Below are 21542 nucleotides of genomic sequence, written 5' to 3'. Positions count from 1 at the left end.
ATGGACGGTGCACCGGTGTCGAACGACGCCGGATCGATCCGATCCACCGGGAGTGTCAGTGCCTTCGATCCTCGACAAGATCCTGCGCATGGGCGAGGGCAAGATCCTCAAGCAGCTCAACGCGGAGAAGGATCAGGTCAACGCTCTCGAGGACTCCATGAGCGACCTGACGGACGCGGAGCTGCGCGAGGAGACGGACGTCTTCAAGAAGCGGGTGGCCGACGGCGAGTCCCTCGACGACCTGCTGCCCGAGGCGTTCGCCGCGGTCCGCGAGGCTGCCAAGCGCACCCTCGGCCAACGGCACTTCGACGTGCAGATCATGGGTGGCGCGGCACTGCATCACGGCAACATCGCCGAGATGAAGACCGGTGAGGGCAAGACCCTGGTCGCCACCCTACCGGCCTACCTGAACGCACTGTCCGGCAAGGGCGTTCACGTGGTCACGGTGAACGACTACCTGGCCAGCTACCAGAGCGATCTGATGGGCCGGGTGTTCCGGTTCCTCGGCCTGACCACCGGGGTGATCCTGTCCGGGCAGAAGCCCGACGAGCGCCGCCGGATGTACGCCGCGGACATCACCTACGGCACGAACAACGAGTTCGGGTTCGACTACCTGCGCGACAACATGGCCTGGTCCTCCGCCGAACTCGTGCAGCGCGGCCACAACATGGCCATCGTGGACGAGGTCGACTCGATCCTCATCGACGAGGCCCGGACCCCGCTGATCATCTCCGGGCCGGCCTCCGGGGACGTGAACAAGTGGTACGCCGAGTTCGCCCGGGTCGCCAAGCGGCTGCGCCGGGAGAGCGACTACGAGGTCGACGAGAAGAAGAAGAACGTCGGCGTCCTCGAGCCGGGCATCGAGAAGGTCGAGGACTACCTCGGCATCGACAACCTCTACGAGTCCCTGAACACCCCGCTGATCGGGTTCCTGAACAACGCGATCAAGGCGAAGGAACTGTTCACGCGGGACAAGGACTACGTGGTCATGAAGGGCGAGGTCCTCATCGTCGACCAGCACACCGGGCGGATGCTGCCCGGGCGTCGCTACAACGAGGGCATGCACCAGGCGATCGAGGCCAAGGAGGGGGTGGCCATCAAGGCCGAGAACCAGACCCTGGCCACCATCACGCTGCAGAACTACTTCCGGCTCTACGACAAGCTCGCCGGGATGACCGGTACCGCGATGACCGAGGCCGCGGAGTTCCAGAACACCTACACGATCGGCGTGGTGCCGATCCCGCCGAACCGGCCGATGGCGCGGATCGACCAGTCCGACTACGTGTACAAGAACGAGCAGGCGAAGTTCGAGGCGGTCGTCGCCGACCTCGTCGAACGGCACGCGGCCGGGCAGCCCGTCCTCGTCGGTACCACCAGCGTCGAGAAGTCCGAGCTGCTCTCGAAGATGCTGAAGAAGCAGGGCGTCCCGCACGACGTCCTGAACGCGAAGCAGCACGCCCGCGAGGCGGAGATCGTCGCGATGGCCGGCCGCAAGGGCGCCGTCACCGTCGCCACGAACATGGCCGGCCGTGGGACCGACATCATGCTCGGCGGCAACGCCGAGCACCTCGCGATCGCGAACCTCAAGGACCGCGGCCTGGACCCGCAGGAGACCCCGGAGGAGTACGAGGCGGCCTGGGCCGACGCCCTCAGCGAGGCCAAGGAGTCCGTGGCCGCCGAGCACGACGAGGTCACCGAGCTGGGCGGCCTGTACGTGCTGGGCACCGAGCGGCACGAGTCCCGCCGGATCGACAACCAGCTGCGCGGGCGCGCCGGCCGTCAGGGCGACCCCGGCGAGTCCCGGTTCTACCTATCGCTCGGTGATGACCTGATGCGGCTCTTCAACGCCGCGCTGGCCGAGCGGTTCATGAACTCCTCGGGCTTCCCCGACGACATGCCCATCGAGTCCAAGATGGTCACGCGCGGGATCGCCAGCGCGCAGGGCCAGGTCGAGGCACGCAACTTCGAGATCCGCAAGAACGTCCTCAAGTACGACGACGTGCTCTCCCGCCAGCGCACGGTCGTCTACGACGAGCGTCGCCGCGTGCTCGATGGTGAGGACCTCGAGGCCCAGGTGCAGACGTTCCTCGAGGACGTGATCACCGGTGTGGTCACCGAGGCGACCAGCTCCGGCCCGCCGGAGGAGTGGGACCTCGAGCAGCTCTGGACCGACCTGAAGACCGTCTACCCGGTCTCGATCACCATCGAGGACGTGATCGCCGACGCCGGTCACGAGACCCGCGTGACCACCGAGCAACTCGTCTCGGAACTGAAGTCGGACGCGAAGCTCGCCTACGAGAACCGGGAGCAGGAGATCACCCCGGACCTCATGCGTCAGCTGGAGCGACGCGTGGTGCTGTCCGTGCTCGACCGCAAGTGGCGCGAGCACCTCTACGAGATGGACTACCTCAAGGAGGGCATCGGGCTGCGCGCGATGGCCCAGCGCGACCCGTTGGTCGAATATCAGCGCGAGGGCTTCCAGCTGTTCCAGGCGATGAACGAGTCCATCAAGGAGGAGGCCGTCGGGTTCCTCTTCAACGTCGAGGTGCGCAGGCCCGAGCAGCCGGCCGAGACCGACGGCGTGGACGTGGTGGAGGGCTCCGAGACGCCCGTGCTCGAGGCGGCAGCGGAACCGGCCACCGGTGGCACCGACGGCCAAGCCGCGGACGACGCCGTGGCGCCGGGCACCGGAACGACCGGTGCCGCCAAGCCGGCCGGCCAGTCGGGCGCGAGCACGCCCCGAACCCCGGGCAAGCGGGCCGGACGCAAGTCGATCCCCGCGAAACCGGTCGTCGCGACCGGTGCCGACCTCGACGACCCGCTCGGGCTCGGGGCACCCCAGCGGGCCACGAACCTGCGTTACTCCGCACCGAGCGAGGACGGCTCGATGGGATCGACGGTGCGCGCGGCGCAGGCCGGCGTGACCCCGGCCGAGCAGGCCGCCGGGACCGGCGGCGCGAACGCGGCCGGTGGCGCGGCGGGCGCAGCGAACCGGGAGCAGCGTCGCCGGGCCGCGAAGCAGGCCAAGAAGCGTCGCTGACACAGCGGTGAAGACCCGCCCGACCGGCTGAGCCTGCTGATCGCCAGGCAGGCTCAGCTGATCGCCAGGCAGGCTCAGCTGATCGCCAGGCAGGCTCAGCCGATCTCGAGCGCGGTCGCGCGCCACCGGCCGCGGCGGGTCTCGAGCCGGATCGCGGCGGCCCTGACCCTGTTGCCGTCGTGCACCACCACGGACGACTCCCAGGTGCCCTCCGTGATCTCGCACGGGTGGACCCGGCGGATCGTGACCATCGGCGGATGACTGGGTCGGCCGGCGATCTCCATGCCGAGGCAGGCACGCCGGTTCAGTGCCGTCCACAGGTCCGCGTCCAACCAACGGGCGAGCTGGGCGGCCGGGCGCGCCCCGAGCAGGGCCTCGACGCACGCCCGGACGAGGGTGGCGCTCCAGGTGCCTGCGTCGGGGAGTTCGGGGACGGCGCCGCGGGACCAGACCAGGCGTGGACCGGTGGCGTCCTCGACGATGTCCTCGACCTGGACCTCGGCGGGCGCCGGCGGGCCGGAGAACCGCACCCGGTCCCAGGTGCGCCGGTCCGGGGCGTTCGGATTGACGAGGAGCCGCGGCACCGTGTCCGGCGGCTCCGGTGCCGTGCGCGGCCGGGTGATCGGCTGAACGCTCATCGTGGACTCCTCAGGGGTTGGTGGGCGGGACGAGTTCCTGCCCGGGCTGGATGAGGTCGGGGTCCGAGCCGATGGTCACGGCGTTCGCCGCATACCAACGCGGCCACGCGGCGGCGATGTCGGCATCGGTGACGGTCGACGCGTCACGGGCGAGTGCGGTGGCAGCGATGGACCAGAGCGTTTCGCCGGGCGCGACCACGTGCGCCCCGGTTGGGGTGCCCGCCGTGTCGCCCGGCCTGGGCGTCTCGCTCGTGGAGCCGGCCCCGGGTTGGCTGGCCGTCGGATTCGTGGGGGTGGCGTCGGGTCGGGCGGTCGCGCCACTCGTCGCGGCCGCGTCACCCGGGTTCGCGGCCCCGGCCTGCGTGGTCGCCTCGTTCGCGGCGGCCTCGGCCGGGCTCGCGGTGGGCCCGGGGTCCGTGCGCTCGGGCATCTGGTCCGGCGGGCTCGTCTGGTCGGCCGGGCTCGTCGCCGCATCGTCGGGACCGAACGCCCCCCAGGTGAGGTCGGGACCCACCTCGGCCGCTTCGGATCCGGTTCCAGCATCGGCATCGGCATCGGCATCGGCGTCGGCGTCGGTCCCGGCCCCGGGACCGAGCGTGGAACTCGAAGCGGGCGCCCGATCGGAACCAGGGGCCAGATCGGAACCAGGCGCCAGATCGGAACCGGGCACCAGATCGGAACCGGCTCCCCAGGTGATGTCGGCGCCGACGGACGCACCGCCGTCGGGCATGGGCACCGCCTGCGCGGGCGCCACCAGCGCCCCGGCGGCCAGGGCGACCCCGACGCCCACGGAGGCCATCCGCGCCATGAACGGCGCGCCGCCCGCTCGCAGCGCCCGCTCGCCCGCGGACCAGCCGCGTCCGGCGGCCCGCGCGGCCAGACACCCGAGCGCCAGTGCTGCGCTCACGCAGTACCAGGCCAGGACGCCCAGCGCGCACCAGATCAGTGCGAGCGAGACCGTCTCGTCCACCGAGCGTGGGGTCGCGGCCGCGGGGAGGGCCACGGTCGCGAGCCAGGCCGCGACCCCACCGGTGATCCCGGCGACACTCAGGGTGAGGAGTGCCCTTCGCATGAGACCACCGCGTTTCATGTCAGTTCATGTCGGTACGTGACTTTCGATGGAGTTAGGTGTAGTCCCTTCGGCGGTCCTTGTCCAGAGGAACGGCGGGCATGTGGACAACGCGGGCGGCCTCCCTACTGTTGGGTCCATGAACTGGGACGACCTCTTCGCCGACCTCCAGGCCCAGTTCGTGGCGCAGCAGCGAGCCGAGCAGGGCGAGCTGGTCGCGGACCTGGTGGAGGCCGAGGCGGCCACCACCACGTTCGGCGCCCGGGTGCGGGCAGCGAAGGGCCGCTCGGTGACCGCGCGCCTCCTGGACGGCACCGACCGCCGCGGCCTCGTGACCGACGCCGCGCCGACCTGGTTCGTGCTCGGCGATGGGGAGCGGCGCTCGCTGATCCGGATGGATGCCGTCGTCGCGGCGTGGCCGCTGGCGGGCGTCGCACCGGCGCCCGGGCGGGTCGAGCAGGGGTTGCGGCTGGGGCATGTGCTGCGCGCCCTGGCGGCGGACGGCGCCGAGGTGCTCGCACACACTCTCGGCGGGATGCATCGGGGCCGGATCGTGCGCGTCGGCGCCGATCACCTCGACCTGGCCACGGCGGCGGCGGTGCTCGTCGTGCCGTGGTCGGCGCTGTTGAGCGTCGACTCCCAGTAGGGCGTCGGAGCCCGCGAACCCGCTTTGGAGGATCCTCCAAGGCGGGCCGGGGCTGGCGCTCGAACGTTGGCGGATCGGTGACTGGCACGGCCTACCCGTGATGCACGACCGTGGTTACCTGCGCACAACGCGGAAGTTGCATTCCATGATTCGAAAGAATTGTTGGTTCGCGGATTCGACGACGAATCGACCCGACTCCCCGAGGTTCCCATGTCTGTTGCGACACCCAGCCCGACCCGCACCCGGTCCGTCCATCCGGTCGACGAACGTCTGCCCACGGGCAAACTCGCCGTCTACGGACTGCAGCACGTGCTCGCGTTCTACGCCGGCGCCGTCATCGTTCCGATCCTGCTCGCCGGGGCCATCGGACTCGACGAACGCGAACTGATCCACCTGATCAACGCGGACCTGTTCACCTGTGGGATCGCATCGATCATCCAGTCGATCGGGTTCTGGAAGGTCGGAGTCCGGCTCCCGCTGCTGCAGGGGGTCACGTTCACCGCCGTGAGCCCGATGATCGCGATCGGCCTCGCCGCCGGCGGCGGCACCGATGGGCTGCTGGTGATCTACGGCGCGGTCATCGTGGCCGGGCTGTTCACGTTCCTGATCGCGCCCTTCTTCGCCCGCCTGATCCGGTTCTTCCCACCGGTCGTGACCGGCACCGTGATCCTGATCATCGGTATCGCACTGCTGCCGGTGGCGGCCCAGGACGCGGTCGGCGGCGCCGGCGGCGACCCGACGAACCCGCGCAACCTCGCCTATGCCCTTGGCACCCTCGCCCTGATCGTGGCCATCCAGAGGATCTTCAAGGGCTTCATGGCCACCGTGGCCGTGCTCATCGGACTGGTCGTCGGCACGCTGGCCGCGTGGGCGTTCGGGGACGCCCACTTCGGCGGGGTCGCCGAGTCCGCGTGGGTCGGCGTGACCACCCCCTTCTACTTCGGCTGGCCACAGTTCAGCGCCGCCGCGATCATCTCGATGATCGTCGTCATGCTGATCACCGCCGTGGAGACCACCGGTGACGTGTTCGCCACGGGGGAGATCGTGGACAAGCGCATCAGTCGGGCCGACATCGCCCGGGCGCTGCGCGCGGACGGACTCGCGACCACCCTGGGCGGCGTTCTCAACTCCTTCCCCTACACGTGCTTCGCGGAGAACGTCGGTCTGGTGCGGCTGACCCGGGTGAAGAGCCGGTACGTGGTCGCGGCCGCGGGTCTGATCATGATCGGGCTCGGCCTGCTGCCGAAGGCCGGCGCGGTGGTGGCGGGCATCCCGCACCCGGTGCTGGGCGGTGCCGCACTTGCCATGTTCGCGACCGTCGCGGTGGTGGGCATCCAGACCCTCTCCCGGGTGGACTTCAACGACCACCGCAACATCGTCATCGTCGGCACGAGCATCGGGCTGGCCCTGCTCGTGACCGCGCAGCCCGCGGTCGCCCAGGCGGTGCCCTCCTGGGCGGAGATCATCTTCGGCAGCGGCATCACGCTCGGCAGCATCACCGCGATCGGCCTGAACCTCGTCTTCCACCACCTCGGGAGCGGCCGGGGACCGGCCGTCGCAGGCCGGCCCGGGGCCGACTCGATCAGCCTCGGCCAGGTCAACGCGATGAGCCGCGAGGAGTTCGTCGCCACGTTCGCCGTGCTGGTCCAGGGTGAGGGCTGGGTGGCCGAGCGCGCCTACGACCGGCGCCCGTTCGGCGACACCCAGGCGCTGCGGATGGCCCTGCAGGAGGCCCTGTTCGCCGGTGCCACCGACGAGCAGCGGGAGCTGATGCAGGCCTACCCGGACCTCGGCGGGCTCGGGGAGGAGGCCGGCGAGGACTCGGCCGCGGAGCAGTCCGAGGTGGGCCTGACCCGGCTCGACGAGGAGTCCCAGGACGAGTTCACCCGGCTCACGGCCACCTATCGCGACCGGTTCGGAGTTCCGCTGATCGCCTGCGTGCGTGACATCGGCGCCCGCGAACGCGTGCTCGCCTCGGGGTGGGAGCGGCTCTCGAACTCCGACGCCCAGGAACACGCGACCGCGATCATCGAGATCGCCAAGATCGCCAACCACCGCTTCGAGTCACTCGTCGCGGACGCCAACCCCATCAGCGCCGCGCGCACGCGTAGCCTGGACCGAGCAGGGAGTTGACCATGAGCCACATCGAACTCGCGGAGGGGCGGATCATGACCGCGGACCCCAGGCAGGAGCACTGGCTCGCCGAGGCCGTCGCCCTCGCCCGCAGCAACGTCGCCGACGGGGGCGGCCCGTTCGGCGCGCTCATCGTCCGCGGCGGGCAGCTCCTCGGACGGGGCGTCAACCGGGTCACCCGTGACAACGACCCGACGGCGCACGCAGAGGTCTGCGCGATCCGTGCGGCGGCGTCCGCGCTCGGGGACTACCGCCTGACCGGGACGGTGCTGTACACGTCCTGCGAACCCTGCCCGCTCTGCCTGTCGGCCGCCCTCTGGGCGCGGGTGGACCGAGTCGTGTATGCCGCCGACCGCTACGACGCGGCGCGCGGCGGCTTCGACGATCTCGCGTTCTACGAGCTGTTCGCCAAGGACCGCTCCGAGTGGGACACCCCGGTCGTCTCGCTCGAAGTACCGGGGGCGGCCGGCCCGTTCGACGACTGGCTCGCCCGCGCCGACCGCGTGGAGTACTGAAGCCTCACCGCAGCCCCATCGCGAGGAAGACGTCCACCCTGTCGGCGAACCGGGACAGGTCCCGGCCGGTGAGCTCCTCGACGCGGCCGATCCGGTACCGGACGGTGTTCACGTGCAGGTGCAGGGCCCGGGCCGTCCGGGTCCAGGACCCGTCGTTCTCGAGGAACGCCACGAGGGTCTCCTCCAGCGCCGCGTCCTGGTGCTCGGCCCGACGGGTGGCCAGCGCGCCGAGCACCCGGGCCGAGAACGCCCGCCGCACCTCGTCCGGGACCGCCGCGAGCAGGCCGACGTGGCTCGTCACCTCGGCAGCGGTGACGACCTCCACCGGTGCCGGGCGAAGCCGCGCGAGGGCGAACGCGTGCCGGGCCTCGTCCAGGGCACCGGCGATCGCGGCATCGGTGGTGCGCGCGCTGATGCCGACGCAGAAGCGGCGTGCCCCCATGGCCGGCGTCAGCCGTAGTGCCGCGGCCCGGACCCGCTCGGCGGCGTCGATCCCCGCGGCCGGCACGAGCGCCAGCGTCACGCCGTCGGGCCCGACCGAGCCGACCGCGCCGCGCCCGAGGTGCGCGGCGACGTCGTCAAGGATCGCCCCGGTGGCACCGGCCGGCGCGCCCGGGCCGGGCCCGGCCACCACCGCGACGAACGGCGCGCTGGGGTCCACGCCGCACTGCTCCAGCAACGCGTGTGCCTCGGCGCCGGAGCCGTGGCCCTGCGCGACGAGTGCCAGGACGCCGTCGGCCAGCGTGTGCGCGACCTGGCGCACCGGCGCCCGGCGGGCCTCGTCCAGGGCGACGACCGCGCAGAGCTGAGTGATCGTGTCCAGGTGGTCCTCCGGCCAGTTCGCCCAACTGCCCTCGACGAGCACCATCGTGGTGGTCACCCGGTCCGCGAGGGCACCGGCGCCGGCGAACACCGACCACGGCCCGACGGCGTCGCCCGGCTCCGCGGACGGCGTCACCACGATCGGGAGCCGCGGGGCGCGCAGGTAGGCGTCGATGATCTGGTCCAGCGTCGCATCGGGGAGCGGGTCGCCGTGCCCGGCGAGTTCGCGCCCGCTCGGCGTCAGGACCCGGCAGGTCAGACCGGTCTCGTCCCGAACCTGTCCGAGCAGCTCGGCCACGTTGTAGCCCTGCGCCAGGGCGAGCAGCAGCCGGCGCTGGCGGTCCAGCCGGGCGGCGAGCTGGTCGCCCCGCTCGGTGCCGACCCTTCCGACGATGTACTCGGTGAGGGTGGCGAAGGAGACCGGCGGTGGCACCTCGAACAGGACCAGACCGTGGCGGGCGCAGGCGGTCACCACGTCCTGGGGCACGGGACCGAAGTAGGCCGTGCCGGCGGCCAGCGCGACCGCCCCGGCGGCCCCGATGGTCGCGACGAAGGTGTCCGAGTCGGTCGGCGCCTGCCGCCACATCAGGCCGGAGATGACCAGTTCCCCGCCGCTCAGGTATCGGCCGGGATCGATCAGGTCCGTCGTGTAGACGACGGTGACGGGCGCCTCGAGTGCGCGCTCGTCCCCGACCAGCAGGCGCAGGTCAAGGTCCTCGGCGTCGAGGAGGTCGCGGAGCCTCATCGCCCGAACCTACTCCGGCCCGGCCGTGCCGATCGCCTCGGCGCGGCCGCCCGGGGTTCCCGCGGCGCCGTCAGCTCTCGGCCAGCGGTGCCGTCTCGTCGAGGTCCGCCATCGGGTCCCCGCCGTGGGCGATCCGCTCCTGGGTGCGCTTGTACATCCGGGCGATGTACGCCTCGAGCTCGGTGTTCTCGACCCGCCAGGTGCCCTTGCCGCCGATCTGGATCGCCTTCAGCTCCCCGCTGCGCACGAGGGCACGCGCTTGCGACATCGTGATCTGAAGAACCTCCGTCACGTCCGCGAGAGAGAGGAATCGCGCTTCCATCCTCATAGTTTGACAGCGAACGGCCCGCTAGGAGTGAACATGAGCGATCTGTGCATAACTTCCGCAACGGGTGTTCTCTTGGCACCATGGGTGCACTCCTCGAAGGGCGAGGGGGTTGGGGGGAGCAACGATGCCCGATCCGAGTACACCTGCGGCACAGCGGCTGCGTCGCCCGAGTTGGCGCGACCCTCGGTTGGGGATCGGGATCCTCCTGGTGGCGCTGTCCGTGGCGCTCGGCTCGTGGGCCGTCACCAGTGCCGCCGACACGGTCGAGGTGTACCGCACCACCGATGCGCTCAGCCCGGGTGACCGGATCGACCCGGCGGACCTGGAGGTCGTGCGGGTCCACGTCCCCGACATCGACCTGTATCTGACCCCGGGCGAGTCGGTCCCCGACGACGCGGTGGCGATCCGCGCCGTCGGGCCCGGCGAACTCGTGCCGGGTTCCGCGCTCGGCACCGAGTCGCAGGTGGAGGTCCGGCCGATCTCGCTGCCGATGAGCGCAGCCCTGGAGGCCTACCTGGAGAAGGGGTCGCGGGTGGATCTGTGGGTGGCGCTGCCGGACCCGGACGGCGTCGGCGTCGATCCCGTCGGCCCCGCGCAGCTGCTGGTCGAGGGTGTGGAGGTCTGGGACATCCACGAGGACACGTCGCTGTTCGCGGGCACCGACCAGGTCCAGGTCCAGGTCCTCATCGACGTGGCCGACCTGCCGGACGTGCTGGACGCACTCAGCAGCGGGGCGGAGATCACCGTGGTGCCGCTGCCCGGACAGGCAGACTCGTGAGAACCGGGGTGCTGCTCTGCCTGCGCGGCGAGGTCGAGCAGGCGCTGGTTGCCGCGATCGCGGCCGCCCCGGGACTGTCGGTGGTGCGCCGGTGTGCCGACACCGCCGAGCTGCTGGCCGCGGCCCTGGCCGGCCTCGGCTCGGTGGCCGTGGTGGACGCCGACTTCGAAGTGGACCGGCCCCTCATCAGCCGGCTGCGCGCCGCGGGCACCCGCACCCTCGTGCTCTGCGACCCCGACGCGGTGGACCGGCACACCCGGCTCGGGGCGCTCGCCGTGGCCCCTGACGGGGACCTCCTCGGCGCCGTCACCGCCCTCGCCGACGGTGCCGACGACGACACCGACCGCACGGCGGAGCGCTTCGACGCGGTCATCGGCGCCGGTTGGGACGACCCCGGCGGGCCGTCCGCGGACGTGCCGCAGCACGGCCCGACGGCGGAGCCCACCGAGCCCGGTGCCGTCACCGGGGCAGTGGCGGACTCCGGCGAGGGCGCGCCCGGGCGCGTGGTCGTCGTCTGGGGGCCGTCGGGTGCGCCGGGGCGCACCACGATCGCCGTCAACCTCGCGGCGGAGCTGGCCGCGGCGGGGGAGCCGACGCTGCTCGTCGACGCGGACATCTGGGGCGCGTCCGTGGCCCAGGTGCTCGGCGTGCTGGACGAGTTCGCAGGTCTCGCCGCTGCCGTGCGGGCCGCCGATCACGGAACCCTCGACGCCGCCGCCCTGGCCAGGCTGACCCCCTGGGTGTCCCAGGACCTGCGGGTGCTGCCCGGCCTGGCCCGGCCAGGTCGATGGCGGGAGGTAAGCGGTGCCAGTCTGGACGTGCTCTGGGACCAGGCCCGCCGGCTGAGCCGATGGGTCGTGATCGATGCCCCGGTGCTGGTGCCCGACGACGAGTCCGGGTTCGACCTCGGCCCCGCCCGCAACGCCGTGGCGGCATCGGCGTTCTCGGCCGCCGACGAACTCGTCGTGGTGGGTGCCGCCGAGCCGATCGGGGTGGAGCGCCTCGTGCAGGCCCTGCTCGATCTCGACGACGTCGCCCCCACCGGGCTGAGCCGCACCGTGCTCGTGAACCGCGTCCGGGCCACTGCCGCCGGTCCGCGGGCGGCCGCTTCGGTCGGGGAGGCGCTGGCCCGGTTCGCGGGCGTGAGCGACCCGGTGCTCGTACCCGATGACCGACCCATGTGCGACCGGGCCCTGCTCGCCGGTACGGCCTGGGCCGAGGCGGCGCCCAGGTCCGCGGCCCGGGAGGTCGTCCGGGACGTGGCGCGCGCCCTGCGGGACCGGGCCGGCCAGGGGGCACGCGCACCCGGGCGTCGCTGGTGGAGCGGGCGTGGACGAGGGCTGCGCGCCGACCGGGTCGGCGTGGCCCGGACGTTGCGCGGACAGTAGCCGGCCGAGTCCCGCCGGGGGGTCCGCCGACGTCAGTGGTGCACGTTGGAGTCCACATGGATGTTGATGTCGCCGCCGCCCCAGGCCGAGATGAAGTCCGCCTGTCGCCCCCGGGTGGGATCGGGGTTGACGGGCCGGGTCGACTTGTCCTGGATGGGGTTCGCGGTGCCTCCCGGCACGTGCATGTTCGACGCGAGCACGATGTCGGCGTGATGGTGCCAGAGGGCGACCGCCGCCTGGATCTGCCCATCCGAGTACTCACCCGGGGCCGTGGCATTCTTGGACGCGGTGGCGGCCACCGCGACGCCGTGCGCGGCGGACCAGATCGTCATCAGGAGCGGGTTCGCGGCGAACGCCAGGTCGCCGGCGGCCTTGGTCGCGGCGTACTTGAGGCTGCGTTGGTTGCGTAGTTCGGCGTCCTCGGCCGCCTTCGCATTGGTCTCGTAGACGTTCTTGACGGCCGGCTGCCAGCCGAGGCCACCGACGGTCGCGAGGGTCTCGATGGACTGCAGGTCCGCCGCGGTGAAGTCCTTGGCGTTGTATCCCGCGCTCTTGATCGCAGCCTGGATGCGAGCGCCCGTGTCGACCTCCTTGGGCCCGGCGTCCTCGCGGATGCCGATGAGCTCGCTCTCCACGTCCTTCGCGGCGCGGTGGCAGTTCGCGGAGTATTGCTCGTAGGTCAGCTTCTCGAGGAGCCGTTCCGCCTGGTCCTTGCTGTCGCACCAGGCGATGAACTCGGTGACGATGTCGGCCGGCTCGGAGCCCTCCGCCTTGATCGCCTTGCCCCACTTCTTCGAGATCGTGGAGCCGAGCACGGACTTCACCGTCTTGGAGGCCACGAACCGCTGGAGGGCCGGATCGAACACGCTCGGCGCCCGGACCAGGGTGGCGACCGCACCGTTGCCGGCGAGCCGCTGTAGTTCGGCCAGCGTCCGGGGCGGGTGCACTCGTTCCGTCGGCGCGGTGTGCTTGCGTGCGTGAACGACCGATCCCCGCACGGTTCGCGTCGCGATGAGTTCACTCATGTGCAGAGTCTCCTTCCCCGGGTGTGCCCCGGGGAAGGTCCGTTCGGGCACATGATGAGGCACGGCGCGTCCCCAGGGTCCGCGCGTCCCGGCCGCTGTTTTGACACACTGGCGCCATGCGCATCTTCCTGCCCGCCACGTCGGCCGACCTCGACAACCCCGACGGCGTGGGCGCGCGTCGGGGGCACGCCCTCACTGCCGTGTGGCGGGCCGCGATAGGCGACGAGGACCCTGAGACCGGCGAGTTCGCGACCCTGCTGGTCGCCGCCGACGAGAGCGTGCAGCGGATCGGCTCCACCGGCGCCACGCCGCTGCGGGTGGTGATCGCCGCCGACGTACCCGACGCCCAGGTGCACGCACCGGACCAGGAGGCTCCGCCGTCGGGCGTGCTTGTCGACGACGTACCGTGGTCGGCGGTGGTGAGCATCCATGTGGACGACCCGGACGACGGCGAGGTCCGGGACCTGGTCGCCCGGGCGGCCGCGGGCGACGAGGCGGCGCTCACCGGGACCGGCGACGTCGGCCTGCTTTGGTACGACGTCACCGAGCGCGGGCAGTTGCGCGAGCAGTTGCGGTCCTGACCGGCTGCGCCGGTCAGGACCGGGACGTCCAGGCGGGCGCGTACGTCGGCTCGTAGAGCAGCACCGGCTCCAGGCCGGGGACGTCGAGCATCGCACAGCGACCGTAGGGGCGTTCGTCGACGTCGCCCGCGAAGGTCGCGCCGCGGGCGGCGAGGTCGGCCATCGTCGCGTCCAGGTCGTCGCACATGAGCGAGAGTTCATGGCGCTGGGCGGTGGGCTCGGTCTGCCCGGGCCAGGTGCGCGGATGGACGCCACCCTCGCTCGGGCCGCTGGCGAAGATGAGCCAGCCGGGGGACGTCTCGATGAAGCCCCATCCGACGACGTCCCGGAAGAACGCGCGGGTGGCCTCGGGATCATCGCTGTAGACAAGGGTGTGGATTCCCGTGATCATGCGGCCACGATACGACCGGCCACGGTGCGGCGGAAGGCCTGCGCGTGGTCACCCGAGAGCCGGGCACCGCCCGTCCCGTCACCGCCGGGCAGCGCGCCGCACACCCGCCGTTAACCGGCGCGCCGCCTCGCGGCCGTAGGGTGCTGGGCAGTACCACGTGGGTCGGACGTCGGCCCACCGCCACGGATCACGCCACCGGAGGAGAACCGTGCCCCTGCCCACTCGACGACTCATCGCCGCGCTCGCGGGCGCAGGCCTGCTCCTCACCGGGCTCGTCGCGCCCGCGACCGCCGGCCCCACTCCGGTCGCGCTGGTGCGTCCGGGCGACGACAACGGCCTCGGCCTCGATGCCGACGGGTCCGTGCTGCACGAGGTCTCGACCCGGCCGATCGCGCCCGGACTGGATCTGACCAGCTTCCAGCGGCTGGAGGACCAGGGCTGGACCACCGGCAACATCCTCGTCGCGGACCTCACCGAGCCGACCTTGAGCATGCAGGTCCTTGACTCGGGCACCACGACCACTCCCGCGACCGTGCTGGACCAGGTGGCCGGCACCGGCGCCGTCGCCGCCGTGAACGGCAACCACTTCGACATGAACTACACGAACGTCCCGATCTTCACCACGATCACCGGCGGCGAGGTGATCAACGGCTACGCCCAGCCGTACCCGGCGTTCACGATGACCGACGGCGTCGCCGCCATCGAGTACCTGTCCGCCGCCGGCGCGCTCACTGTGGGCGACGCGACGCACGACCTCGCCGGCCTGAACCGGGCGACGGTCCCCGTGAACGGCATCGGCGCCTACAACGAGCGGTGGGGCGACGCCTCGCTGGACCGGCCGGCCGGCGTGCCCGGCGAGACCGACGTCGCGACCGCCGTCGTGCGGGACGGTGTGGTGAGCGCGGTCGCGGACGGGACCGGCACTGCGGGCGTGCCCGCCGGCGCCCAGGTACTGCTCGGGCGCGGCACCGGGGCGGCCACGCTTCGGACCCTCGAGGTCGGTCAGGCCGTCGAGATCAGCATCAGCCCGAGCTCCGACGTCGACCTCGGCATCGGCGGCAACGTGCCGCTCGTGCTCGACGGCGAACTCGCCGAGTTCCCGGACGAGGCCGTCGCGGCCCGCACCGTGCTCGGCCTCACCGAGGACGGCAGCGAGCTCATCGTCGCGACCGTCGACGGTCGCGGCGCCACCGCGCGTGGGCTCACCCGGATCGAGATGGCGGAGCTGATGATCGACCTCGGGGCGTACAACGCCGTGAACATCGACGGCGGCGGCTCCACCACCATGGTGGCCCGGCCCGCCGGCGGCACCGAGGTCGAGCTCGTGAACACGCCCTCGGACGGCTCCCAGCGTGTGGTCGCGAACTCCCTCGCGTTCTTCTCCTCGGCCGACACCGAGCGGCTCTCCGACGTGGCCGTGCGTCCGGCACTGGCCGACCCCGACGCCCACAACATCATCCCGGGACTGACCCGGACGGTCGAGGGCGTCGGGCTGTCCGACCAGCTCGCCGGCGTGCCGGCACCCGGCGTGACGACCGTCAGCTCGCCGGGGGGAGCGCCGAGCGGACGCGACGCGAACGCCGTCATCACCGAGCGGCAGCGGACCGGGGCCGTGCTGACCGGCGTCACGCCCGGGCCGGTCACCGTCACCCACCGGGCCACCCGGATCACCGGCACCACCGAGTTCACCGTGCTCGGGCCGCTCGACCACGTCACCGCCTCGCGCCAGCAGGTCGCACTGGACGCGGCCGGCGACGCCGCGACCATCTCGCTGGACGCCCACGACGGCGACGGGTTCACCGCGCCGGTCGAGACGGCGGACGTCGAGGCGAGCGTCACCGAGGGCTTCACGGTGGCGCCGAGCGGCCGGGACACCTTCACGGTCACCGCCACCACGGAGTCCGGCTCGGCACTGGTGACGTTCGAGGTGGCCGGCGCGATCGTGCAGGTGCCCGTGACGGTCGGGCTCACGACGGCACCGGTCACCGACCTCGCCGACGGAGCGTCCTGGCGCTTCGCCCAGGACCGGGCGTCCGGGACGCTCACGACCACCACCGGGCCCGACGGCCAGCACGCGCTGCGCCTGCAGCACGACTTCACCACCTCGACGGCGACCCGCGGCTCCTACGCGGTGGCGCCGGCCCCGATCGTGATCGACGGTCAGCCGCAGGCCATCACGATGGCCATCGACGGTGACGGCACCGGTGTGTGGCCACGGCTGCAGGTGCGCGACGGCGACGGCGTCGTCCGGCAGCTCGACGGGCCGCTGGTCACGTGGGAGGGCTGGCGGGAGGTCACGTTCACGGTGCCCGTCGGCGCCCCGTTCCCGCTCACCCTGGAGCGGGTGCGGCTGATGGAGACCCGGTCCGCGGCGAGCTACCACGGGGACATCTCGTTCGCGGACATCGGTGCCGTCGTCGCCCCTGACGTGGCGCAGCCCGAGGCCGCCCCGGTGCACGACCCGGTGATCGTCACCGACGGGACCGTGACCGGGTACTCGCAGCAGATCGCCGTGATGTCCGACGCGCAGTTCGTCGGCAGGAACCCGGAATCGGACATCGTGGCCGCCGCCCGGCGCACCCTCGCCGAGATCGTGGCCGCGGACCCGGATCTGCTCATCATCAACGGCGACCTGGTCGACGAGGGCGCACCGATCGACTTCGACCTCGCCCGGCGGGTGCTCACCGAGGAGGTGGGCGACGCCGTCCCGTGGCTCTACGTACCCGGCAACCACGAGATCATGGGTGGCTCCATCGGCGAGTTCGAGGCCGCGTTCGGTCCGGCCCAGCAGGTCACCGACCTCGACGGCACCAGGATCATCACCCTGGACACCTCCGCCGGGTCGCTGCGGGCCGGTGGGCTCGACCAGATCCGGATGCTCGAGGACGCCCTGGACGCGGCTGCCTCCGACCCGGCGGTGACCGGCGTGGTGGTGTTCTTCCACCACCCGACCGAGGACCCGCTGCCCGGGGACGCCTCACAGATCTCCGACCGGTACGAGGCCGCCGCCGTGGATGCACTCCTCGCGGAGTTCCGAGCCACAAGCGGACGCTCGATCGCCGTGATCAACTCCCACGTCGGCGCGTTCCACGCCCGCAGCTTCGATGGCGTGTCCAACGTGATCAACGGCAACTCCGGCAAGTCCCCGGCCTCGACGCCGGCGGACGGTGGGTTCACCGGGTGGACGCTGCTCGGGATCGACCCCGCCGCGGGCGTGGTCGGGGCGAACCCGGAGCCGGTCACCAGCCGGCTCGCCTGGCTGCGCGCGGAGGTGCGGGCCCGCGTCGACTCGCTCGCCCTCGAGATGCCGACCGAGATGACGGTGGGGGAGGTCGGCGTGGTGGCCGGGACCGTCACCCAGGACGAGGGCCGCGAGGTGCCGGTGGCGTGGCCGATGAGCGCGGACTGGTCCGGCGAGGGCGTGAGCATCTCCGACGGGACCGGGACGGTCCTGGAGCCCGCGGCGCAGGTGCTCCGGCTCAACCCGGCGACCGGTGAGGTCACCGCCGTGGCTCCCGGCACGGCGACCGTGGTGCTGACCGTGAACGGGGTCAGCCAGGAGGTGGTCGTGACCGTCGGCTAGGGCTGAGCGGCGCCCTGCGCTCCCGCCGCTGTCGAAGTGCTAGCATTATGCAAGTAGCGAGAGGCGGTGGGCAGGTGGCCACGGTGACCATCAGGAACCTGGACGACGAACTGGTCGATGCACTCAAGAAGCGCGCCGGCGAGCACGGGCGTTCCATGGAGGCCGAGGCACGTCGGATCTTGGCCGATGCGGTCGTTGCCGATGCACTCACGGTCGGGCTGGGATCGCGGATCCGCGGACGGTTCGCCGGATTGGGCGAAGTGACGGCGGAGCGCCCCGGTGATCGTCCGCGCGAGGTCGAGCTCGACGCGTGATCGTCCTCGACACGAACGTCATCTCGGAGTTGACCCGGTCAGCGCCGGACCGTGCGGTAGTCGGATGGTTGGATGGTCTGGACCCTTCCCAGGCGTACCTGACCGCGGTGACCACGGCCGAACTCCTGGATGGAGTGGAACGTATGCCGGCCGGGCGGCGTCGAACCGCAATCGCCGGAGCCGTCGCGGACCTGATCGGCCTGGACTTCGCCGGCCGCATACTGCCGTTCGACGTGGCAGCCTCAGACCGGTATGCGGTCGTCCTTGCGGCTCGCCGCTCGATCGGCCGGCCGATCGGCATGGCGGACGCCATGATCGCGGCGATCAGCCTGGAAGCAGGGGCGACGTTGGCGACCCGCAACGTGCGTGACTTCGAGGGCGTCTCCCTACCCCTGGTGAACCCGTGGACTGCCACCGGGAACGGTTGAGTTCGCAGACGGCGAGGTCCCTCGCCTTGACGCCGCGAACTGGCCACGATGCGTTCCTGGGTGCTGACATCGCGGCAGTGCAGGCGTGGGTCAGTGGCGCCGCAGGCCCGCCAGCACGCCGTCATGCAGGTGGCCGTTGGTGGCGACCGCGTTGCCTCCGAACGGACCATCCACTCCCTCCAGGGAGGTGAACCGGCCGCCGGCCTCGGTCACGATCGGGACCAGGGCCGCCATGTCGTAGACCTCGAGGTCCGGCTCGCACGCGATGTCCACGGCCCCCTCGGCCACCAGCATGTACGACCAGAAGTCGCCGTACGCGCGGCTGCGCCAGAGGCTGGCCTCCAGGGACAGGAACTCGTCCAGCAGGTCCGCCTCCTCCCAGCCCGCGAGGCTCGAGTAGGACAGTGAGGCGTCCTCCAGGCGGGTCACGGAGGACACCGAGATCCGGGTGGCCGCGGACAGCGATCGGCCGGTCCACGCCCCGGACCCGTTGGCCGCCCACCAGCGCCGGTTCAGCGCCGGTGCGCTGACCACGCCGAGGACCGGCTGGCCCTCGTCCACCAGTGCGATGAGTGTCGCCCAGACGGGCACGCCGCGGACGAAGTTCTTCGTGCCGTCGATCGGGTCGATCACCCACTGGCGGGCGCCGTGGCCGGTGACCCCGAACTCCTCGCCGAGCACCGAGTCGCGGGGGCGGGTCCGGGAGAGCTGGGCGCGCACGATCTCCTCGGCGGTGCGGTCCGCGTCGGTGACCGGGGTGGTGTCCGGCTTCGTCTCCACGTGCAGGTCCTGCGCCTTGAACCGGGCCGTCGTCTGGGCGTCGACCTGATCCGCGATCACGTGGGCGAGGCGGAGGTCGTCGTCGTAGCGAGGCCGTCGAGGGGCCTGGGCTGCACTATCGCTGCTCATGTCAGGCAACATATCGGTTAGCCGTCGACGGTCCGGGCAGGCGCCCCGGGCAGCCGGGCACGGCCTGGAACGAGTGAGGCGGGCGAACGATGACGGAGCAGTCCCCGATGGGCAGCGTCGACAAGGCGCTGCTGGTCCTGACCGAACTGTCCGCCGCGGGCCCGCGCGGTCGAAGCCTCGCCGAGCTGGCCGAGGCGGTGTCGGTATCGAAGTCCACCCTGCACCGCACCCTCGCAGCGCTGCGGTACCGGCACTTCGTGGCACAGGACCCAGTGAGCGGCTCGTACCGCCTCGGGGCAGCCGCGATCGACCTCGGCGCCACGTTCATCGAGGGCGACAACCTTCCGGCGCTGCTGCACCCGATGCTCGAGAGCATCCGCGACGCCTTCGACGAGCTGTGCCAGCTCGGGGTGCTCGACGGGACCGACGTGGTGTACGTGGACAAGGCGGAGCCGGCGCACGCGATCCGGGTGTGGAGTGCCGTCGGGCGACGGATCGCGGCACTGACCACCGCCCTCGGCCGTTCCCTGCTCGCCGCGGGTGAGGTGGACCGTCGCGTCCTCGGGCGGCTCGCGCCGCCGGCCCGGTTCACGCCGGAGGAGGTGCAGCGGTCCTGGGAGGCGGTGGTGAACGCTCGGCTCGACGGCTACGCGGTGGAGCGGGGGGAGTCCGAGCCCGGCATCGGTTGCGTGGCGGTCGCGATCCTGCGGGCCCGCCGACCTGTGGCCGCGGTGAGCGTGACGATGCCGCTCGAGCGGCTCGAGCACCAGATCCCCGAGCTCGGCCGTCGGCTCCGCCGGGTGGTCGAGGCCGAGCTGCCCGGCTCGCTCACGCTGCCGCCGACGTTGTAGAGCCTTGACCTGTGCCCGGCGGCACTGGAATGCTCCTTGCATCAGTTCCGGAACCAGCGTTCGCTTATGCGGAACGCATTTTGGTCCGGTCCAGGCGAAGGAGCCACGATCATGCGTCCGTCCATCACGGCCCACGTGAACGAGAGGCCGCGTCGACGTGGCCTCGCTGCCGCCACCGCCGTCGGGCTCGGGATCGGTGCGCTGTTGCTGGGCGCGCTGCCCGCGCAGGCCGGCGGGGGAGCCGAGGGGTCCGGCGCGGGCTCCTGCTCGCTCGACCGGGTGGCGATCGAGCCGTCCGCACAGGTGCACGCCGCTCTGACGGACGCCTTCACCGGCTACGGCGACTCGGGCGAGGGCTGGACCGGCGGTGACTCCACCTACTCGGTGCCGCTGGGGGGCGGGCGGACCGCATGGATCTTCTCGGACACGTTCCTCGGTCCCGTGAACCCCGACGGGTCACGCCCCGAGACCACGCCGTTCCTGAACAACTCCTTCGTGATCGACGAGCGCGGGAGCCTGAGCACGGCGACCGGTGGCACCCCCGAGGCGCCGGAGTCGCTGATCCCGCCGCCCGAGGAGGGTGGCGGCTGGTACTGGGTCGGTGACGGCGCGACCGACCGCGACGGCAACCTGCAGCTCGTCGCCCTCAAGTTCTGGTACGGCGGCGGTGGCGCCTTCGACTTCGGCTGGGAGTCCAACCACCTGGCCACGTTCGACTCCGAGACGTTCGAGCGGCTCGACTTCGTCGACCTGCCCTCGGCGGCCGGGGTGCAGTGGGCCAGCTGGCTCCAGCAGGAAGGGCGCTACACCTACATCTACGGCGTGGAGGATCTGGGGGCGTCCAAGTACATGCACGTCGCCCGGGTGAGGGGCCGCGACCTCGACGGCGCGGCGTGGGAGTACTGGGACGGCACCGGCTGGTCCGCCGACGAGACGGACACGGCCCGCGTCATGGACGGCGTCGCCAACGAGTACAGCGTCTCCCCGCTGCGCGACGGGTATCTGTTGATCACCCAGGACACGCATGAGATCTTCAGCCGGAACATCCAGGCGTATGTCTCCTGCTCGCCGACCGGTCCGTTCCGGCCGCTCGGCACCGTCTACGAGATGCCCGAGGTGGGCGCCGCCGGCTCCTACGGGAACCCGAACGTCTTCGCCTACAACGCCCATGAGCACCCGGAGCTGCGCACCCGGGGCGACCGGATCGTGGTCACCTACAACGTGAACAGCTTCGACTCCAGCGACCTGTACGAGGACGTGACGATCTACCGGCCCCGGTTCGTCGAGATCGACCTGGGGCTTCGTCCGGACTGCGGGCGCGAGCTCGGGCGCTGCGGCTGACCGGGGCACTGCCGCGG

The 21542-nt window shown here is 71.8% G+C and carries 19 protein-coding genes; 12 read left to right on the top strand and 7 right to left on the bottom strand.

The features are described from left to right. Window positions 1-58: 58 nt before the first annotated feature. Complete coding sequence (gene secA, locus GKS42_RS18610; protein ID WP_154795182.1) at window positions 59-3040, top strand: preprotein translocase subunit SecA; 2982 nt, start codon at window positions 59-61, stop codon at window positions 3038-3040. A gap of 95 nt (window positions 3041-3135) precedes the next feature. Here the strand turns inward: secA and GKS42_RS18605 are convergent, their stop codons facing one another. Together GKS42_RS18605 and GKS42_RS18600 are read right to left on the bottom strand one after the other, a co-directional pair. Then, the gene (locus GKS42_RS18605; RefSeq protein WP_154795181.1) at window positions 3136-3678 is read right to left on the bottom strand and encodes an Rv3235 family protein; all 543 of its coding nucleotides are present in this window, start codon (window positions 3676-3678) and stop codon (window positions 3136-3138) included. A gap of 10 nt (window positions 3679-3688) precedes the next feature. Then, entirely contained in the window at window positions 3689-4750 is a 1062-nt protein-coding gene (locus GKS42_RS18600) for a LysM peptidoglycan-binding domain-containing protein (protein WP_154795180.1), read from the bottom strand. A 136-nt stretch (window positions 4751-4886) separates the two neighbouring features. Here GKS42_RS18600 and GKS42_RS18595 point away from each other — a divergent pair, with 136 nt between their 5' ends. From GKS42_RS18595 to GKS42_RS18585, 3 genes are all read left to right on the top strand, one after another. Next, window positions 4887-5393 (top strand): hypothetical protein, encoded by a 507-nt coding sequence (locus tag GKS42_RS18595; protein ID WP_154795179.1) that lies wholly within the window; start codon window positions 4887-4889, stop codon window positions 5391-5393. 210 nt (window positions 5394-5603) lie between these two features. Next, window positions 5604-7526, top strand: coding sequence for a 2-oxo-4-hydroxy-4-carboxy-5-ureidoimidazoline decarboxylase (gene uraD, locus GKS42_RS18590; protein WP_154795178.1), 1923 nt, complete (start codon window positions 5604-5606; stop codon window positions 7524-7526). A 2-nt stretch (window positions 7527-7528) separates the two neighbouring features. Further along, window positions 7529-8041, top strand: coding sequence for a nucleoside deaminase (locus GKS42_RS18585; RefSeq protein ID WP_232847737.1), 513 nt, complete (start codon window positions 7529-7531; stop codon window positions 8039-8041). Window positions 8042-8045: 4 nt separating this feature from the next. Here GKS42_RS18585 and GKS42_RS18580 read toward each other — a convergent pair whose 3' ends face one another. Both GKS42_RS18580 and GKS42_RS18575 read right to left on the bottom strand, forming a co-directional pair. Then, entirely contained in the window at window positions 8046-9608 is a 1563-nt protein-coding gene (locus GKS42_RS18580) for a helix-turn-helix domain-containing protein (protein WP_154795177.1), read from the bottom strand. A gap of 70 nt (window positions 9609-9678) precedes the next feature. Beyond that, window positions 9679-9930 carry a helix-turn-helix domain-containing protein gene (locus tag GKS42_RS18575; protein ID WP_154795176.1) on the bottom strand — a complete coding sequence of 84 codons (252 nt, stop codon included), beginning with the start codon at window positions 9928-9930 and terminating at the stop codon, window positions 9679-9681. A gap of 130 nt (window positions 9931-10060) precedes the next feature. On the opposite strand from GKS42_RS18575, the gene GKS42_RS18570 reads away from it, so the two are divergent. After that, the gene (locus GKS42_RS18570) at window positions 10061-10714 is read left to right on the top strand and encodes a hypothetical protein (protein ID WP_154795175.1); all 654 of its coding nucleotides are present in this window, start codon (window positions 10061-10063) and stop codon (window positions 10712-10714) included. Then, window positions 10711-12102: a CpaE/TadZ family protein gene (locus GKS42_RS18565; protein ID WP_154795174.1), complete on the top strand. Its 1392-nt coding sequence runs from the start codon at window positions 10711-10713 to the stop codon at window positions 12100-12102. The genes GKS42_RS18570 and GKS42_RS18565 overlap by 4 nt, the downstream gene beginning before the upstream one ends. A gap of 32 nt (window positions 12103-12134) precedes the next feature. On the opposite strand, the gene GKS42_RS18560 is transcribed toward GKS42_RS18565, so the two are convergent. Beyond that, window positions 12135-13127, bottom strand: a complete 993-nt coding sequence (locus GKS42_RS18560; RefSeq protein WP_154795173.1) for a hypothetical protein — start codon at window positions 13125-13127, stop codon at window positions 12135-12137. 116 nt (window positions 13128-13243) lie between these two features. On the opposite strand from GKS42_RS18560, the gene GKS42_RS18555 reads away from it, so the two are divergent. Continuing rightward, window positions 13244-13708: a DUF6912 family protein gene (locus GKS42_RS18555; RefSeq protein ID WP_154795172.1), complete on the top strand. Its 465-nt coding sequence runs from the start codon at window positions 13244-13246 to the stop codon at window positions 13706-13708. A gap of 13 nt (window positions 13709-13721) precedes the next feature. Here the strand turns inward: GKS42_RS18555 and GKS42_RS18550 are convergent, their stop codons facing one another. After that, on the bottom strand, window positions 13722-14099 hold the full coding sequence (locus tag GKS42_RS18550; RefSeq protein WP_154795171.1) for a VOC family protein: 378 nt from the start codon (window positions 14097-14099) through the stop codon (window positions 13722-13724). A gap of 208 nt (window positions 14100-14307) precedes the next feature. Between GKS42_RS18550 and GKS42_RS18545 the strand changes: the two genes are divergently transcribed. From GKS42_RS18545 to GKS42_RS18535, 3 genes are all read left to right on the top strand, one after another. Then, window positions 14308-17682 (top strand): phosphodiester glycosidase family protein, encoded by a 3375-nt coding sequence (locus GKS42_RS18545; protein WP_154795170.1) that lies wholly within the window; start codon window positions 14308-14310, stop codon window positions 17680-17682. 83 nt (window positions 17683-17765) lie between these two features. Continuing rightward, window positions 17766-17996, top strand: a complete 231-nt coding sequence (locus tag GKS42_RS18540; RefSeq protein WP_210769216.1) for a FitA-like ribbon-helix-helix domain-containing protein — start codon at window positions 17766-17768, stop codon at window positions 17994-17996. Further along, complete coding sequence (locus GKS42_RS18535; protein ID WP_154795168.1) at window positions 17993-18424, top strand: type II toxin-antitoxin system VapC family toxin; 432 nt, start codon at window positions 17993-17995, stop codon at window positions 18422-18424. Before GKS42_RS18540 ends, GKS42_RS18535 begins: the two co-directional genes overlap by 4 nt. 90 nt (window positions 18425-18514) lie before the next feature. On the opposite strand, the gene hisN is transcribed toward GKS42_RS18535, so the two are convergent. Next, the gene (gene hisN / locus GKS42_RS18530; protein WP_154795167.1) at window positions 18515-19333 is read right to left on the bottom strand and encodes a histidinol-phosphatase; all 819 of its coding nucleotides are present in this window, start codon (window positions 19331-19333) and stop codon (window positions 18515-18517) included. A gap of 89 nt (window positions 19334-19422) precedes the next feature. Here hisN and GKS42_RS18525 point away from each other — a divergent pair, with 89 nt between their 5' ends. Beyond that, window positions 19423-20184: an IclR family transcriptional regulator gene (locus GKS42_RS18525; protein ID WP_154795166.1), complete on the top strand. Its 762-nt coding sequence runs from the start codon at window positions 19423-19425 to the stop codon at window positions 20182-20184. Window positions 20185-20295: 111 nt separating this feature from the next. After that, the gene (locus GKS42_RS18520) at window positions 20296-21525 is read left to right on the top strand and encodes a DUF5005 domain-containing protein (RefSeq protein WP_154795165.1); all 1230 of its coding nucleotides are present in this window, start codon (window positions 20296-20298) and stop codon (window positions 21523-21525) included. Window positions 21526-21542: the final 17 nt, after the last annotated feature.

It is taken from the genome of Occultella kanbiaonis (assembly GCF_009708215.1).
Classification (GTDB): domain Bacteria; phylum Actinomycetota; class Actinomycetes; order Actinomycetales; family Beutenbergiaceae; genus Occultella; species Occultella kanbiaonis.
Note: the sequence above shows the minus strand (reverse complement) of the source record. Positions and strands in the feature narration are given on the sequence as shown.

Bases quoted from the DNA above. Each gene is read 5' to 3' on its own strand.
- uraD (WP_154795178.1), top strand. From the start codon at position 5,604: ATGTCTGTTGCGACACCCAGCCCGACCCGCACCCGGTCCGTCCATCCG.
- GKS42_RS18550 (WP_154795171.1), bottom strand. From the start codon at position 14,099: ATGATCACGGGAATCCACACCCTTGTCTACAGCGATGATCCCGAGGCC.
- GKS42_RS18600 (WP_154795180.1), bottom strand. From the start codon at position 4,750: ATGCGAAGGGCACTCCTCACCCTGAGTGTCGCCGGGATCACCGGTGGG.
- GKS42_RS18575 (WP_154795176.1), bottom strand. From the start codon at position 9,930: ATGGAAGCGCGATTCCTCTCTCTCGCGGACGTGACGGAGGTTCTTCAG.
- GKS42_RS18525 (WP_154795166.1), top strand. From the start codon at position 19,423: ATGACGGAGCAGTCCCCGATGGGCAGCGTCGACAAGGCGCTGCTGGTC.
- GKS42_RS18605 (WP_154795181.1), bottom strand. From the start codon at position 3,678: ATGAGCGTTCAGCCGATCACCCGGCCGCGCACGGCACCGGAGCCGCCG.
- GKS42_RS18595 (WP_154795179.1), top strand. From the start codon at position 4,887: ATGAACTGGGACGACCTCTTCGCCGACCTCCAGGCCCAGTTCGTGGCG.
- GKS42_RS18560 (WP_154795173.1), bottom strand. From the start codon at position 13,127: ATGAGTGAACTCATCGCGACGCGAACCGTGCGGGGATCGGTCGTTCAC.
- GKS42_RS18555 (WP_154795172.1), top strand. From the start codon at position 13,244: ATGCGCATCTTCCTGCCCGCCACGTCGGCCGACCTCGACAACCCCGAC.
- GKS42_RS18570 (WP_154795175.1), top strand. From the start codon at position 10,061: ATGCCCGATCCGAGTACACCTGCGGCACAGCGGCTGCGTCGCCCGAGT.
- hisN (WP_154795167.1), bottom strand. From the start codon at position 19,333: ATGAGCAGCGATAGTGCAGCCCAGGCCCCTCGACGGCCTCGCTACGAC.
- GKS42_RS18585 (WP_232847737.1), top strand. From the start codon at position 7,529: ATGAGCCACATCGAACTCGCGGAGGGGCGGATCATGACCGCGGACCCC.
- GKS42_RS18520 (WP_154795165.1), top strand. From the start codon at position 20,296: ATGCGTCCGTCCATCACGGCCCACGTGAACGAGAGGCCGCGTCGACGT.
- GKS42_RS18580 (WP_154795177.1), bottom strand. From the start codon at position 9,608: ATGAGGCTCCGCGACCTCCTCGACGCCGAGGACCTTGACCTGCGCCTG.